This is a genomic window from Pseudomonas sp. LBUM1653 (genome assembly GCF_059716115.1).
On sequence record NZ_CP166803.1, the window covers coordinates 5906604 to 5922554 of the forward strand.

Below are 15951 nucleotides of genomic sequence, written 5' to 3' on the forward strand. Positions count from 1 at the left end.
GCTCCTACAATTTCAAGCCAACTGACTGCGCAACTGCCGCGCCGCCGCCACCATATTCACCAGCGCCGCCTCGGTTTCCGGCCACGCTCGGGTTTTCAGTCCGCAGTCGGGATTGACCCATAGGCGCTCAGCCGGAATCCGCTGCGCGGCCTTGCGCAGCAAATTGATCATCTCGGCAGTGTCGGGCACCCGCGGCGAGTGAATGTCATACACGCCCGGGCCGATATCGTTGGGGTAGTCGAAGGCTTCGAAGGCTTCCAGCAGTTCCATATCCGAGCGCGAGGTTTCGATGGTTATCACATCGGCGTCCATGGCCGCGATGGCCTGGATCACGTCGTTGAATTCGCTGTAGCACATATGGGTATGGATCTGGGTTTCGTCGCGCACTCCCGAAGCGCTCAAGCGGAAAGCCTCTACCGCCCAGTCGAGGTATTCCTGCCATTGCGCTCGACGCAGGGGCAGGCCTTCGCGAAACGCCGCTTCATCGATCTGCACAATCTTGATGCCGGCGTTTTCCAGGTCCACCACTTCGTCACGCAGGGCCAGCGCCAGTTGCTGCGCCTGGACTTTGCGCGAGACATCTTCCCGGGGGAACGACCACATCAGCATCGTTACCGGGCCGGTCAGCATGCCCTTCATGACTTTGTCGGTCAGGCTTTGAGCATAGGTGATCCAGTCCACCGTCATGGCGCGGGGGCGACTCAGGTCACCATAGATGATCGCCGGTTTCACGCAACGTGAACCATAGCTCTGCACCCAGCCAAACCGGGTAAAGACATAACCTTCCAGCTGCTCGGCGAAGTACTCGACCATGTCGTTGCGCTCGGCTTCACCGTGCACCAGTACATCCAGGCCCAGGCGTTCCTGGATTTGCACGGCGTGCCGAATTTCACGGTGCATGGCGTCGGTGTAATCGTTGGCCGACAGCTTGCCTTGCTTGAACGCCTGGCGCGCCAGTCGGATCGACCCGGTTTGCGGGAACGAGCCGATGGTGGTGGTCGGGAACGCCGGCAGTTGCAGGCGCGCACGCTGTTGTTCGATGCGTTGGGCAAACGGCGATCGGCGCTGACTGTGAGTGGCATCTACAGCAGCAACACGGGCCTGCACTTCGGCTTTGTGGATGCGCGGCGACTCGGCGCGACTGGCCTGAATGGCATTGCTTTCAGCCAGCGCAGCTCGCACCTTGGGTGCTTGTGGATCGTTCAATGCGTCACGCAGCACGGCGATCTCGCCACACTTTTGCACGGCAAACGCCAACCAGCTTTTCAGTTCCGGATCAAGCGTGTCCTCGCGATCCAGATCCACCGGGCTGTGCAGCAGCGAGCAGGAACTGCTGACCCACAGGTTATCGCCGAAACGCTCCTGGGCCGGTTGCAGTTGCGCCAGCACCGACTCCAGTTCGCAGCGCCAGACATTGCGCCCGTTCACCAGGCCCACCGAGAGAATCTTGTAGGTCGGCAGGCGATCCAGTACCTGGCCGAGCTGGTCCGGTGCGCGTACGGCGTCGATGTGCAAGCCTTGCACCGGCAGGCCGACTGCCAGGCCGAGGTTGTCTTCCAGGCCGCTGAAGTAGGTGGCCACGAGTTTTTTCAGCGGCGAATACTGGAGGATGTGGTAAGCGCGTTCGAAGGCATTCTTCCAGGCCTGGGGCAAGTCGAGGGTCAGGATCGGCTCATCGATCTGCACCCATTCCACACCTTGGGCGGCGAGGCGACTGAGGATTTCGTTATAGACCGGCAGCAGACGTTCGAGCAGATCGAGCCTGTCGAAGTCGTTGCCTTTGGCCTTGCCCAGCCACAGGTAGGTCAGCGGGCCGATAATCACCGGCTTGACGTTGTGACCGAGCGCCAAAGCTTCGTCCACTTCGTCGAACAATTGCTCCCAGCTGAGCTTGAACTGTTGCTCGGCGCTGAACTCCGGCACCAGGTAGTGGTAGTTGGTGTCGAACCACTTGGTCAGCTCCTGGGCGTATTGCGCCGTGCCGTGCTCACCACCGCAGCAGGCCGCGGTCGCGCCACGGGCCATGGCGAACAGGGTGTCGAGGCTCGGCAGGCCGTTCTCGCACCTGACGTTGTCAAAACGTTGCGGGATCACGCCGAAGGTCAGGGAATGGGTCAGCACCTGGTCGTACCAGGCGAAATCGCCGACCGGCAACAAATCAATACCGGCATCTTTCTGCAACTGCCAGTGGGTGGCGCGCAACTGGCGGCCAACGCTCTGCAAGGCGGCTTGGTCGAGGTCACCTTTCCAGTAGGACTCCAGGGCTTTTTTCAGCTCGCGATCTGCGCCGATGCGGGGGAAACCGAGGGTGTGGGCCAGTGCCATGTTGAATGCTCTCTATCTAAAAGGGGGTGCAAAACATGGCGCTATTGTCGACAGGCAAGGCAACATGAGACAAACTCAACCTTTTCGTGTTGATCACAAGTTTTCCTCATGGAGCCACCGGTGCTTGAAATCCGCCACCTGAAAACCCTGCACGCCTTGCGCGAAGCCGACAGCCTGGTCGATGCTGCCGACCGCCTGCACCTGACCCAGTCGGCGCTGTCCCATCAGTTCAAGGAGCTGGAAGAACGCATGGGCATGCCGTTGTTCGTGCGCAAGACCAAGCCCGTGCGCTTCACCAGCGCCGGTTTGCGCCTGCTGCAACTGGCCGATGCCACCCTGCCGCTGCTGCGCGGCGCCGAGCGCGATATTGCGCGGTTGGCTGGCGGCACTGCGGGGCGCTTGCACATGGCGATCGAATGCCACAGTTGCTTCCAGTGGCTGATGCCGACCATCGACCAGTTCCGCGATGCGTGGCCGGAAGTCGAGCTGGACCTGGCCTCGGGCTTTTCCTTCGCTCCTCTGCCGGCCCTGGCCCGTGGCGACCTGGACCTGGTGGTGACGTCCGACCCGCTGGAACTGGTAGGGATCACCTATGTGCCGTTGTTTACCTATGAAGCGATGCTCGCGGTGGCGAACCAGCACCGCTTGGCCAGCAAGGCCTGCATTGTCCCGCAAGACTTGCTCACCGAGACCCTGATCACTTACCCGGTGGAACGTGACCGGCTGGATATCTTCACGCGCTTCCTGGAGCCGGCCGACGTCGAACCGGCCCAGGTCCGCACCTCGGAACTGACGGTGATGATGATGCAACTGGTGGCCAGCGGGCGCGGCGTGTGCGGCATGCCTCATTGGGCGCTGCATGAATACAGCTCACGGGGCTACGTGAAGGCCAAGCGCCTGGGCGAGAAAGGCTTGTTTGCGACGCTGTACGCGGCGATCCGCGCCGACATGCTCGATGCGCCGTATATGCGGGACTTTTTGCTGACGGCCAAGGACACGTCGTTTTCGACTTTGGATGGGGTCAGCGCCGTTCGTTAGAACACCCTTGTGGCGAGGGGACTTGTCCCCGTTGGAGTGCGAAGCACTCCCCAGCATTTTTCAGACAAACCGTGCTCGCAGGTCTTAGGGCCGCTTCGCAGCCCAACGGGGACAAGTCCCCTCGCCACAAAAGCGGTCATCCCTTGGATTCTGGGGAAATCTCGCGCCACATGTGGATCTTGTCGAAGTATTCCTCGCCCACCCGCACCGCCATCGGCTCCAGACCAAACTGGACGAAGCCGCAGCGCCGATAGAGGTTGAATGCGGCGTCGTTGCCGGTGGTGACGGTCAACTTGATCAGCCGCAGATGTTGGTGGGTCCGCGCCTCGGCCAGCACCGCCTGCACCAGTTGCACGCCGAGCCCGCGCTGGCGCACGTTGGCAGACACGTACATGCCAAACAACGTCGCCTTGTGCCGGGCCTTTTCCCGGGGCTCGAAGGCCAGCCCGGCGATGCCCGTCAACCGGCCCTCGTCGAAAGCACCGAGCACCACATCCAGCTTGCCGCTCAGGCGTGACTCCCACCAGCTCAAGGGCATTGCTGCCCGCTCGCGCACACTTGAGGTGAACGCCTGCGGGTGCCGGTCACAGGCTTCGAGCGTCATCGCCCGATAGTCCAGCGCATGGCTGGCATCCAGCGGCTGAATCCACATGTTCAGGCCATCCGTTTTTGCTCGAGCATCAAGCGCAGCGCCAGCGCCGACAACACAAAGCCCATGAAATAACGCTGCATCGCCAGCCAGGTCGGATTGCTGACAAACCATGACGCGATGCCCGCCGCGAACATGGCGATCATCAGGTTCACGCAGAAACTGACGCTGATCTGGGTCAGGCCCAGAACAATACTTTGAGTGAACACCGAACCGTGCTCGGGGGTAATGAATTGCGGAAACACCGACAGGTAAAACACCGCAATCTTCGGGTTCAGGGCGCTGGTGAGAAAACCCATGGTGATCAGCTTGCGCGACGAGTCCGGTGGTAACTGTTGGGCTTCGAACGGCGAACGCGCACCCGGCTTGACCGCCTGCCAGGCCAGCCACAACAGGTACAGCGCGCCGGCCCACTTCAACACTTCATAGGCCATCGGCACCGCCAGGAACACCGCGGTCAAACCGGCCGCGGCCGCGAACAGATGCACGAAGAACCCCGCGACCACGCCGAGCAACGAAGTCACCCCGGCCTTGCGTCCCTGGCAGATCGAACGGGAGATCAGGTAGATCATGTTCGGCCCCGGTGTCAGCACCATCAACAACGCGGCAGCGGCGAAAATCAGCAGGTCTTGAAGCGGGATCATGGGCGAAGTCCTTTGCGTAAATGATCAGGCGGTCACGGTCAGCGAAGCTCGATAAAACGGCAGGATCAGGTCCCGTGTCAATGGCGCCAGAACGACACCACCGTCGGTGCCCGGATCAATCCAGAGCACCTCTTCTATCTCGGCAGCCGGGGTGACATCGGCATCGATGGTCAGCAGAAACAGTTCGGCCTGTACGACAAAACCCGGCTCATTGGCGGCAGGGGCCGAGAACTGCCCGAGGAAAGTGGCGTGCGTCGGATCGATGAGCAACCCCAACTCTTCTTCCAGCTCCCGGGCCAGTGCGCTGACCGGTTGCTCATGGGCCTCGATCTTGCCGCCCGGTTGCATGAACGCCTGGGTGCCGCGCTTGCGCACCAGCAGGGTGCGGCCGTCGGGGCCGATCAACAGGGCGGCGGCGATGTGGATAAGTTCAGAAGGTTGGGCAGGAAACGTCGACATGAAAAAAGGCCTTTGACTCAAAAGCGGCAAGGATCACATGTCCGCCACCCGGCGTCATGTTTGATCGTTCCCACGCTCTGCGTGGGAATGCAGCCAGGGACGCTCCGCGTCCCAAATCAAGAGCCGAACGCAGAGCGTCCGTTGATGCATTCCTTTGCTGCGCGTGGGAACGATCGGTTAACGCAAAGGAATCATCAGCTCGCGCAATCCATTGGCATGCTCAACCATCTCCCCCGGCAACTTCAGCCGCTGATCAGCCAGATACCGATAATCCTGACGCGCCGCCGTCAACCGCTTCAGGTCCAGCTCCACCGCGAACTGCCCTTCTTCGCGACCCGCCTCGAACAGCAGCGTGCCCAAGGGATCGACCAGCGCACTGCCACCGGCGAACAACAACCCGCCATCACCCTCTTCCACGCGGTTGACCATCAGCGCAAACGCCTGGTTTTCCTGGGCGCGGGCCATGATCGCGGTGCGGTGAGTCGGACCGTAGGGGTCCATGTTGCCGTTGGTCACCAGCAGCAACTCGGCCCCCAGTTGCGCCAGGGCGCGGGCGGTTTCCGGGAACTCGATGTCGTAGCAGATCAGCAAGCCGACGCGTACGCCGTTCCACAGGCAGGTGGCGTAACGATCACCGGCTTCATACACACCACGATCCGATGCCCACAGGTGCGTCTTGCGGTACTTGAGCGCGATACCTTCGGGGGTGATCAGCAACGTAGTGTTGTAAAAACGGCCGTTGTCGTTTTCGCAGGTGCCGATGACCACGGCGATATTGCGTTCACGGGCGGCGGCGACTATCGCGCTGACTGTCGGTCCGTCCAGCGGCTCGGCGACCTCGGCCACGGACTCGGCGGACGGGAAGCCCATCAGGTGGCTTTCCGGGAACATGATCAGTTGCGTGTCGGCGGCGCAGGCATTAATTACAGCCAGGGCACGTTCGAGATTGTAAGCCGTGTCGTTGTCACGGCCCGCCAATTGGGCGAGTTCGACTTTCATGGGTAGTCCTTGTTCTGCGCACCGGAAAGATTGCCCGGTCGTTGTGTGTGCGCCAGTATGCGCAGCAAGCACGCGGTCGAAAATCACGCCGCTGGGGTAACACGATAGGGGTAGAGGCATGACACTCTCGTTGGACGACATCGCCTGGCACCGTTCGGTCGGGCAATTGATCGATGCCCTGGACAAGCCCAATTTCTGGACGCAGCTGGTGCGCCTGCTGGATCAATACGTGCCCTGCGACAGCTGGGTAGCCTTGCTGTTCAGCGCCGATCAGCACCCGCAGGTGTTCGCCGAATGCCCAGGCATTGACGGCAGCCCCGACCAGTTGTTCCAGGATTACCTGCGCGGTCTATACCTGCTCGATCCGTTCTACATCGCCTGCCGCGAGCAGTCGCGTAGCGGTCTGTATCGCCTGTCGGAAGTGGCGCCGGAGCATTTCGAACTCACCGAGTACTATCAACGATACTTTCGTGTGAATGTCGTGGCCGACGAAATACAGTTTAATTGCCAACTGGAGGGCGACCGCACGTTGTGCCTGTCACTGGGCAGTCGGCAACGCTTCAGCGCACAGCAGATTGCCTTGCTGTCGCTGATCCAGCCGTGGGTGCTCGGATTGTTGCGCCAGCGTCTGCCCTACGAAATCAACGAAGTGGTGGCCCTTGCCCCAACGCCGGTACAAGGCGACTGGCGAGTGCAGCTGGAAGCTTCGGTGCAGCAACTCAAGGGCGCGCAATTGACCGCCCGGGAGCTGGATGTCGGGCGCCTGATGCTCAGCGGTTGCTCCAGCAAGGAAATCGCCCGCAAACTGGAAATCTCGATCGAAACCGTGAAAGTCCATAAGAAACACATGTACAGCAAGCTGGGGATCAAGTCCCAGTCCGAGCTGTTTTCGATTTTTCTCCAGGCACAAAATGCCTGACACAGCGCTGAAATGCTTTCCTGTGGGAATAGATTCCCTGTGGCGAGGGGATTTATCCCCGATGGGTGGCGAAGCCGCCCCAAAACCATTCACTGCGGTTTAACTGAAAGACCGCATGCACTGATTTTGCGACTGCTTCGCAGCCGATCGGGGATAAATCCCCTCGCCACAGAAGCCCATGCCACAGGTTTGCAAACCATTGAGTCCGAACCCAAGGAAACCGTATGAGCCTGTCACTCCTGAGCCGCTACGCCTTCTTTGCCGTCTGCGTGATCTTTACCCTCGCCAGCCTGCCTTTCCTCGAACACGACTGGCTCTGGCCAATCACTGCCGTCACCGGCGTGCTCAGCCTGATCGGCGTTTTCGATTTAATGCAAAGCCCTCACGCGGTGCGGCGCAATTACCCGATTCTCGGCAACATCCGTTACCTGGTGGAAGCCATTCGCCCGGAAATCCGCCAGTACCTGCTCGAATCCGACAGCGACGCCCTGCCCTTTTCCCGCGCCCAGCGCTCGCTGGTCTATTCCCGGGCCAAGAATGAAAGCGCCGACAAACCCTTCGGCACCTTGATCGATGTGTACCAGTCGGGTTTTGAATTCATCGGCCACTCGATGCGCCCGGCCCCCTTGAGCGACCCGAGCGGCTTCCGGGTCACGGTCGGCGGCCCGCAGTGCACCCAGCCGTATTCCGCGTCGGTGTTCAACATCTCGGCCATGAGCTTCGGCTCGCTCAGCGCCAACGCCATTCGCGCGTTGAACCAGGGCGCCAAGCTCGGCAACTTCGCCCATGACACCGGCGAAGGCAGCATCAGTCCCTATCACCGCGAACACGGTGGCGACCTGACCTGGGAACTGGGCAGCGGCTACTTCGGCTGTCGCACCCCTGATGGCCGCTTCGACCCGGAGCGTTTCGCCGCGCAGGCGCAAACGCCTCAGGTACGGATGATCGAAATCAAGATGAGCCAGGGCGCCAAGCCAGGCCACGGCGGGATCCTGCCCAAGCACAAGGTCACCCGAGAGATCGCCGAAACCCGCGGCATTCTGATGGGCGAAGACTGCATCTCGCCGTCACGCCACAGTGCGTTTTCCACGCCGATCGAGATGATGCATTTCATCCAGCAATTGCGCGAGCTGTCCGGCGGCAAACCGGTCGGTTTCAAATTTTGCCTGGGCCACCCGTGGGAGTTCATGGGCATCGCCAAGGCCATGCTGGAAACCGGCATTCTCCCGGACTTCATCGTCGTCGACGGCAAGGAAGGTGGCACCGGCGCCGCGCCCGTGGAATTCACCGATCACATCGGCGTGCCGATGCGCGAGGGCCTGTTGTTCGTGCACAACACCCTGATCGGCCTCAACCTGCGGGACAAGATCAAGCTCGGCGCCAGCGGCAAGATCGTCAGCGCGTTCGATATCGCTAGCGTGCTGGCCATCGGCGCCGACTGGGCCAACTCGGCGCGCGGTTTCATGTTCGCCATTGGTTGCATCCAGTCGCAAAGCTGCCACACCAACAAATGCCCGACCGGCGTCGCCACCCAGGACACCCTGCGCCAGCGCGCGCTGGTGGTGCCGGACAAGGCCCAACGCGTCTACAACTTCCATCGCAATACCCTCAAGGGCCTGGCCGAGATGCTCGCCGCCGCGGGCCTTGAACACCCATCGCAACTGTCGGCCAAGCACCTGGTGCGGCGCATGTCAGCGACCGAAATCAAGTTGTTCTCACAGCTGCATGTGTTCCTCAAGCCGGGGGAGTTGCTCACCGGGGAAGTGAATGGCGAGTTCTACTCGCGGATGTGGCAGATGGCGCGGGCGGACAGTTTCGAGCCCAATGAGGTGGCGGCGGCCTGACCTTCACGGCCCCGACATTGCGCTTCACCAATGAAGCGATTTGATCGGGGCCGGTTCCTTCATGACGATAAAACCGTAATCCCCAATCAGGTAAATCCGGTAGAACTGGCTCTCCACCAGCGGCGGGTAACCTTGATAACCCACCCGCGTCGCGTTGCGTCGCTCCTTCTCCGCGACCACGTTGGTGATGCCCACCTTGGGCAGGTTTTCAGCCAGCATGTAGAAGTCGACGTTCAGCAGATAATGCAACACCGGCATCTGCTTGAACGAACCCGCCGCCCCCAGCAGCCAGTGATCGGAATAGGTCACCGACATGTAAATGCGCTTGGCGTCACGCAAGGGTTGATGGCTGGTGATGTCGCGTTCAAGGCTGTTCAGGGCACTGTTGGCGAAGGATTTCTGCACTGTCAGGACCCGGCCATAGGCAAACGACAACGACAACATGGCCAGCAGCGGCACCAGCAGCAGCAGCGGCAGGCGTTCGTGGAGCGTTGCCAGCGCCAGATGACTCAAATAGAACAGCAGCACCAGCAACACCGCGAACCCCATCAAGGTCCTGGCGCCTTCGTTGAAGTCGCGGAAGAACAGCGCGACACCGGACACCAACACCACCACGACCGGCACTGTCAGCAAACACAGCAGGCCGATCAGGAGTTTCTTCGGCCCGCTGTCGTTGCGCTCGACAACCTTCAATCCCAGGCGAACAGCTCCGGCAATGCCGCACAGCACCAACCCGGCGGACACCCAGGCAAATCCGCCATGGAACAGCAGCACGACTTTTTCCAGTAATCGCGCGATGTTGATATGAATCTGCAGCAAAGGCTGCGCTGACCCATTCAGCAGCAACGTGCGATCCTGCCCCATGAAGGGGAATGCGCTGACGCAGTAAATCAGCCAACCGAGGAACAGCTGGGCGACTCTCCAGCCGATCAAACCGCCCCACCGCGACCAGGCCACTTTGTCATTGACCGCCCTGAGCACTTCAAGACAGCACAGTCCTAGAAACACATTGATGCTGACTTGATACAGGCCCAGCGCCAGCGCAATCAGGAAGGACGGCACCAGCCATTGCAGACTGCGCGACGGGTGACGAAAGGTGATGGCGTAGATCACCGCCACCACACTCAAGGTCATGACCGGGCCGTCGTATTGATAGGTCAGGTTTTGCAGGAAGAACGGGTTGTACCAGAGCGGCAACAGCACCAGGCAGCATGCGACGGTCGGTTGGCGGAAGTGATGAAAGGTCAGGCTGGTCAGTGCCCAGGACATGGCCAGGGTGGCGATCAACAACGGCAGCGGGAAGATGTTCGGCGCCCCACTACTGAACGTCAGCGCGTTGTAGAACAACTCGGCGAACAAACGCCCTTCCTTGGCCCAGGCCATACCGGCCGACAGCGAGCGCCAGTTGTCATCGATGTAGGGATAATCCGCGAGGATCAGCGGCAGGACATATACAAAGGTCGCGAGCAGAAAAAACAGCCATGCCTGGCGTCGAGTGAGTTCCTTGATGAAGAAATCGCTGAACCTGCTCATCCTAAGGTTTGCGCCTGTCTTTGCCGCCGACGATGTCCTTGACCACATAGCGCGGCCGGTGCTTGGCTTCGATGTAAATCCGGCCGACGTATTCGCCTAGGATACCGATGCCGATCAGTTGCACGCCGCCGAGAAACAGAATAGCGGTCATCAACGAGGGGTAACCGGGCACGCTGTTACCGAAGAAAATCTTGTCCAGCACCATGTACACCGCGTACAGCACCGCAAAAATCGAAATCACTCCGCCGACGTAGGTCCACAGGCGCAACGGCACGGTGCTGAAAGACGTCACGCCCTCCAGTGCCAGGTTCCACAGTTTCCAGCCGTTGAACTTGCTGCTTCCTGCCACGCGCCCGGCCCGTTCGTATTCCACCACCACCGTGTTGAACCCGGCCCACGACAACACGCCTTTCATGAACAACTGATGCTCGGGCAAGGTGCGAATCACGTCCACCACCTTGCGGTCCATGAGCCGGAAGTCACCCACGTTCTCTTCGATCCGGGTGTAGGAAATTCGATTCAACAAGTGATAGAACAGCGCGGCGCTGTGACGCTTCAAGTAACCATCGGCGGTGCGGTCACGGCGCTTGGCCAGCACCACATCCGCGCCTTTTTGCCATTGTTCGATCAACCGCGGGATGACGCTGATCGGGTCCTGCAAGTCGACGTCCATCGGGATGACCGCATCGCCGCTGGCATATTCCAGACCGGCAAACAGCGCCGGTTCCTTGCCGAAATTGCGCGAAAAATTGATCAGCAGGACTTGTTCGTCCGCCTGCGCCAAGGCCGACGCCTGTGCGGCCGTGCCATCGGTGCTGCCGTCATTGATAAACACGATCTCGACTTCGGCCCCGTCGAGTTTCAACTCACGTCGTACCGCCTGATAGAACAGATTGATCGCCTGTTCTTCGTTGAACACCGGGACGATGAGCGAAACCTTCATTGGTCACGCTCACGAAACACCACGTACTTGGAAAACAGGAAGCCCAACACCAGGCTCAACGCAGAAAACAGTGCCACGGTCAGCAAGCCATGTAACCGCCAGACATCGCCGGCGTGGCCGACACCGAGGCTGAGCGCGCCCATCGCCACCATGAACGACAGATAGCCGCCGACTGACGCCTTGGCATCAAAGGTATAGAGCGCGTTCATATAAAAGGAAAACGAGGCCGCCACGCAAAAGGCTGCCAGGTTGCTGGCCGCTTGCGTGAAGCCGGCAGCCACACTCAAGAGAAAAAAGATCTGCCAGTGAATCAGCGTGTTCGCAACGCCAATCACGGTGTAGCTGGACAAGCCTTTGCATGAAAGTCTCACGTGACGCTCCTGCGATAGAACGCGGATCACACAAGTATTTGAGCTTGTCTACTGTCATAAATCGCAGGTATGCCAACCTTTCAGACCAGCGGTCAGGGTCCGCGCTAATGCCAGGAGACATTCCGAAATACCCCGCCTTTGCAATTGCAGGCGAATCAGTCCACCCTGCGCGCCGCCAATATGCGGCGCGCAACTGTTTGCGCCCTCGGCCAATCCTTTGTTCAATACCTGTTTACGAGCCTGCCGTCATGACGTTAGCGCGCGATCACCGGATCGATTTTTTTCGCGGTCTGGCACTGATCTTCATTTTCTGGGATCACGTGCCCCACAACCCTTTGGGTCAAATCACGCTGCGCAATTTCGGCTTCAGCGATGCCGCCGAAGTCTTCGTGTTCCTGGCCGGTTATGCGGCCGTCCTGGCCTACGGCAAAGTCCTTGCACGGGAAGGCTTGCTGATCGCCTGTGTGAAAATCCTGCGCCGCGCCTGGGTGCTCTATGTGGTGCACATCTTCCTGCTAGCGATGTTGATGGGCATCGTATTCTTCGCCAACAGCCACGTGGAGACCCGCGATCTGGTGGAGGAAATGGGCATGCACCACTTCATCAGCGACCCTCAGCAGGCCTTGATCGATGAGCTGCTGTTGCGTTTCAAACCGAACCTGATGGACCCTCTGCCGCTGTACATCGTGCTGCTGGCGGGCTTGCCGCTGGTGCTGCCGATACTGGTGCGCAAAGTCTGGCCGGTGGTGGCGGTGTCCTTTGCGCTGTACCTGACCGTGCCGTTGTTTGGCTGGAACCTGGCCGCGATCAAGGATGGTGTCTGGTACTTCAACCCCGTGGCCTGGCAACTGCTGTTTATCCTCGGCGGCGCGGCGGCGATTCATGCTCAACGCCCACGTTTGCCCGACACCCGGCCGCTGGTGCGTCAGCCGTTGTTCATGACGGCGGCGGTCTATGCAGTACTCGCCGGGGTGCTGACTATCGCCTGGCGCTGGCCACAGATCCACGACGCCCTGATGCCCACCAGCTTGAGCAATCTGTTGTATCCGATCAGCAAGACCAACCTGTCGCCTGTGCGCCTGCTGCACTTCCTTGCGCTGGCCTACGTCACCGCGAAACTGCTTCCCGATACCGGCTGGACACAAAACTGGCTGGCACAGCAAAGCTGTCGCATGGGGCGTTTTTCCCTGGAGATTTTCTGCCTGGGCGTGCTGCTGGCGCCCCTGGCGGACATGCTCAATGCGCTGACCGACGATGCATTCGCCATGCAAATCTTCACCGCGTTGGTGGGGGCCGGGTTGATGGCGTTGCTGGGGGCGTGGCTTGAGTTCAACAAGCGCTTGAATCGACCCGCTCCAGCGGTAAACGCCTTGTAAAAAAAACCGTATATAAGAACTGGATTGGGGGGATATCCGTTGCTGCGGTAACGGCCACTTATGGTTTCGCCCTTACGGCGACTCACTTTTCCAAACGCCGAAAAGTAAGCAAAAGGCTTTGCCCCACCACTCGGTGCCTCGCTGTGGCTCGGCATGCCCTCTCTCTGGCATTACTCCGTGGGTCGCCGCGATGGGCCATCCCTGGCCCAGCGCGGCTAAACCGGCGTCCTGCCGGTTTCCCCACTGCGCAATGCCTGCGTTCGGCCATCGTGGTTTAACGGGGCGCCCAAATCTAAAGCCAAGGCGAGGCGGCCTGACAGCCGACCTGACTTTTGCAGATACCCTCAAACCCCTGTGGGAGCGAGCCTGCTCGCGATGGACGTCAACGATAACGCGCCCTGTCTGAAGGATCTCGTTGTCCAGACGTCCATCGCGAGCAGGCTCGCTCCCACAATAGGATCGCGGACAAGCCTGCAATCAGGTCGGCTGTCAGGCCGCCTCGCTTTTGCTTAGGCTTTTGATTTTCTTGCCCCATCGAGAGGCCGAGTGGAGGTTCTGCGCAGTGGGTAACCCGGCATGGATGCCGGGTTAGCCGCGCTGGGCCAAGGATGGCCCATCGCGGCGGGCCCACGGAGCAGGACCGGAGCGAGGGCATGCCGAGCATTAGCGAGGCACCGAACGCCAGGGGCAAGAGCCCTTGGTTACTTGGGGCTCTTCCAAGTGACTCGCTGTAAAAGCGAAACCATAAGTGGCCGTTACCGCAGGAATGGATATACACCCAATCCAAATATGCACCTTCCCCCCCAACCTAAAATGGACAGCATTTCGACCGGGGCTTTTGCATTTCGGGCGTTACAACTTACGAAGCCGAACGCACCGCACCTTGGGTCGTATTGGTCGGTTGCAGCTTGAAGACATAGAACAACACCGTCAGCAGCACCAGGAACGCAGGGCCGACATACAACGCCACGCGGGTATCCGGGAAATACGCCATCAAGCCGACCACCAGCACCAGGAACGCCAGCGCCAGGTAAGAGCTGATCGGGTACAACCACATGCGGTATTTGAGGCCGGCACGCTCGCTGGCGCTCAGGCCTTGGCGGAATTTGAGCTGGGCCAGCAGGATCATCACCCAGGTCCAGATCGCGCCGAAGGTGGCAATCGCCGTCACCCAGACAAACACCTTCTCAGGCACCAGGTAGTTGAGCAGCACGCCCAGCAGCAGGGCGCCAATCGACAGCAGCAAGGCGCGACGCGGCACGCCATTGCTGGAGGTCTTGGCAAAACCGGCCGGGGCCTGGCCATTCTGCGCCAGGCTGTAGAGCATGCGCCCGGTGCTGAAGATGCCGCCGTTGCAGGACGACAGCGCGGCGGTGATCACCACGAAATTGATGATGCCGGCGGCGGTCTTGATGCCCAGACGCTCGAAGGTCATCACGAACGGGCTGCCCTGGGTGCCGATTTCGTTCCACGGGTAGATCGACAGAATCACGAACAGCGCGCCGACGTAGAACAGCAGGATGCGCCAGAACACCGAGCCGATTGCGCTGGGAATGGTCTTCTGCGGGTTCTTCGCTTCACCGGCGGTCAGGCCGATCATCTCCACGCCGAGGTAGGCGAACATGACCATTTGCAGAGACATCAACACGCCCTGCACACCGTTTGGCATGAAGCCGCCGTGGGTCCAGAGATTGGAAATCCCCAAGGCCACACCGTCGTTGCCGAAACCGAATGCGATGATGCCGATACCGCCGAACACCATGGCAATGATGGTGACGATCTTGATCAGGGCGAACCAGAACTCGAATTCACCGAAGGCTTTCACCGCGATCAGGTTGATCGAACCCATGCTGATCAATGCCGCCAGCGCCCAGATCCAGCGCGGCACATCGGGGAACCACACGCCCATGTACACCGCCACGGCAGTGATTTCCGCGACACAGGTCACCAGCCACAGGAACCAGTAGTTCCAACCGGTCAGGAAGCCCGCCAGCGGGCCGAGGTAGTCTTGGGCGTAACGGCTGAACGAGCCGGCGACCGGGTTGTGCACGGCCATCTCGCCGAGCGCACGCATGATCACCAGGATGGCCAGGCCGCCGATGATGTAGGACAGCATGATGGCCGGGCCAGCCATTTCAATGGCCTTGGCCGAACCGAGAAACAGACCGACGCCGATACAGGCACCGAGTGCCATCAAGCGAATATGCCGTTCGCCGAGTTCACGTTTGAGCGGGCCGCCCTGAGCGGTCTCGCCGTGGGGCAGGTGATTGCCTACGGACATGGGTACAACCTCGTCTTGTTATTGGATATATCCACCGAGTGGCGAAGCGCTGACCGATAAGCCAGCGCCTCCCTTGACCGACCCTGCTTCGTGGGCAGAACCGTCTTGCAGGGCAAAACCTGCGAGATCAGCGGGGGAGTAGTATAAAAAGCTGATGATAGAGATTTTCACTCTATAAACCACAAAAAACAGGCGTAAATCTCGGCAAAACCGCTATCTACGGAGATGAATTATCTGAGCCTTGTAGGATTTTTCGCAACCTGTGATGAGGGGATTTATCTGTGGCGAGGGGATTTATCTGTGGCGAGGGGATTTATCCCCGTTGGGCGGCGCAGCCGCCCCCTGCGTCCATTCAGACCGACTGAGCTGTCAGGATTTACGACTGCTTCGCAGCCGGACGGGGTGGTGCGGCATTCCGATAAATCCCCTCACCACAGATAAATCCCCTCGCCACAAAGGCACACTCACCAGTCCTTCGTCACAATCAGAATATTCACTCAACAATTGAGGACCCGAAAATGGCTGTCGGCACCTAGCCTGATTGCATCACCCGACAATCACGCTAAGGAA

13 protein-coding genes are annotated in these 15951 nt (G+C 60.1%); 4 read left to right on the top strand and 9 right to left on the bottom strand.

All coding sequences use genetic code 11. From position 1 onward, the window contains the following. Positions 1-12: 12 nt before the first annotated feature. Complete coding sequence (gene metE, locus ACA054_RS26615; protein WP_497686886.1) at positions 13-2325, bottom strand: 5-methyltetrahydropteroyltriglutamate--homocysteine S-methyltransferase; 2313 nt, start codon at positions 2323-2325, stop codon at positions 13-15. Positions 2326-2445: 120 nt separating this feature from the next. Here metE and metR point away from each other — a divergent pair, with 120 nt between their 5' ends. Continuing rightward, entirely contained in the window at positions 2446-3363 is a 918-nt protein-coding gene (gene metR, locus ACA054_RS26620) for a transcriptional regulator MetR (protein ID WP_497686887.1), read from the top strand. A 136-nt stretch (positions 3364-3499) separates the two neighbouring features. Here the strand turns inward: metR and ACA054_RS26625 are convergent, their stop codons facing one another. The 4 genes from ACA054_RS26625 to ACA054_RS26640 all read right to left on the bottom strand — a co-directional run bounded on the left by ACA054_RS26625 (position 3500) and on the right by ACA054_RS26640 (position 6114). Continuing rightward, positions 3500-4015 (bottom strand): GNAT family N-acetyltransferase, encoded by a 516-nt coding sequence (locus tag ACA054_RS26625; protein ID WP_497686888.1) that lies wholly within the window; start codon positions 4013-4015, stop codon positions 3500-3502. 2 nt (positions 4016-4017) lie between these two features. Then, entirely contained in the window at positions 4018-4656 is a 639-nt protein-coding gene (locus tag ACA054_RS26630) for a LysE family translocator (protein WP_497686889.1), read from the bottom strand. A 24-nt stretch (positions 4657-4680) separates the two neighbouring features. Then, a complete protein-coding gene (locus ACA054_RS26635; RefSeq protein ID WP_497686890.1) occupies positions 4681-5115 on the bottom strand; it encodes an NUDIX hydrolase in 435 nt (144 codons plus the stop codon). A 177-nt stretch (positions 5116-5292) separates the two neighbouring features. Then, positions 5293-6114 carry a carbon-nitrogen hydrolase family protein gene (locus ACA054_RS26640; RefSeq protein WP_497686891.1) on the bottom strand — a complete coding sequence of 274 codons (822 nt, stop codon included), beginning with the start codon at positions 6112-6114 and terminating at the stop codon, positions 5293-5295. 118 nt (positions 6115-6232) lie between these two features. Here ACA054_RS26640 and ACA054_RS26645 point away from each other — a divergent pair, with 118 nt between their 5' ends. Both ACA054_RS26645 and ACA054_RS26650 read left to right on the top strand, forming a co-directional pair. Next, on the top strand, positions 6233-7033 hold the full coding sequence (locus ACA054_RS26645) for a helix-turn-helix transcriptional regulator (protein ID WP_497686892.1): 801 nt from the start codon (positions 6233-6235) through the stop codon (positions 7031-7033). 224 nt (positions 7034-7257) lie between these two features. Continuing rightward, positions 7258-8877 carry an FMN-binding glutamate synthase family protein gene (locus ACA054_RS26650; protein ID WP_497686893.1) on the top strand — a complete coding sequence of 540 codons (1620 nt, stop codon included), beginning with the start codon at positions 7258-7260 and terminating at the stop codon, positions 8875-8877. Positions 8878-8901: 24 nt separating this feature from the next. On the opposite strand, the gene ACA054_RS26655 is transcribed toward ACA054_RS26650, so the two are convergent. The 3 genes from ACA054_RS26655 to ACA054_RS26665 are packed head-to-tail and all read right to left on the bottom strand — an operon-like array spanning position 8902 to position 11724. Beyond that, complete coding sequence (locus ACA054_RS26655) at positions 8902-10410, bottom strand: glucosyltransferase domain-containing protein (RefSeq protein WP_497686894.1); 1509 nt, start codon at positions 10408-10410, stop codon at positions 8902-8904. Between the two features lies 1 nt (position 10411). Further along, complete coding sequence (locus ACA054_RS26660) at positions 10412-11353, bottom strand: glycosyltransferase family 2 protein (RefSeq protein ID WP_497686895.1); 942 nt, start codon at positions 11351-11353, stop codon at positions 10412-10414. Beyond that, entirely contained in the window at positions 11350-11724 is a 375-nt protein-coding gene (locus ACA054_RS26665) for a GtrA family protein (RefSeq protein ID WP_497686896.1), read from the bottom strand. Before ACA054_RS26665 ends, ACA054_RS26660 begins: the two co-directional genes overlap by 4 nt. Before the next feature lie 248 nt (positions 11725-11972). On the opposite strand from ACA054_RS26665, the gene ACA054_RS26670 reads away from it, so the two are divergent. After that, complete coding sequence (locus ACA054_RS26670) at positions 11973-13100, top strand: OpgC family protein (protein ID WP_497686897.1); 1128 nt, start codon at positions 11973-11975, stop codon at positions 13098-13100. Positions 13101-13959: 859 nt separating this feature from the next. Here the strand turns inward: ACA054_RS26670 and ACA054_RS26675 are convergent. After that, the gene (locus tag ACA054_RS26675; RefSeq protein WP_497686898.1) at positions 13960-15381 is read right to left on the bottom strand and encodes an amino acid permease; all 1422 of its coding nucleotides are present in this window, start codon (positions 15379-15381) and stop codon (positions 13960-13962) included. Positions 15382-15951: the final 570 nt, after the last annotated feature.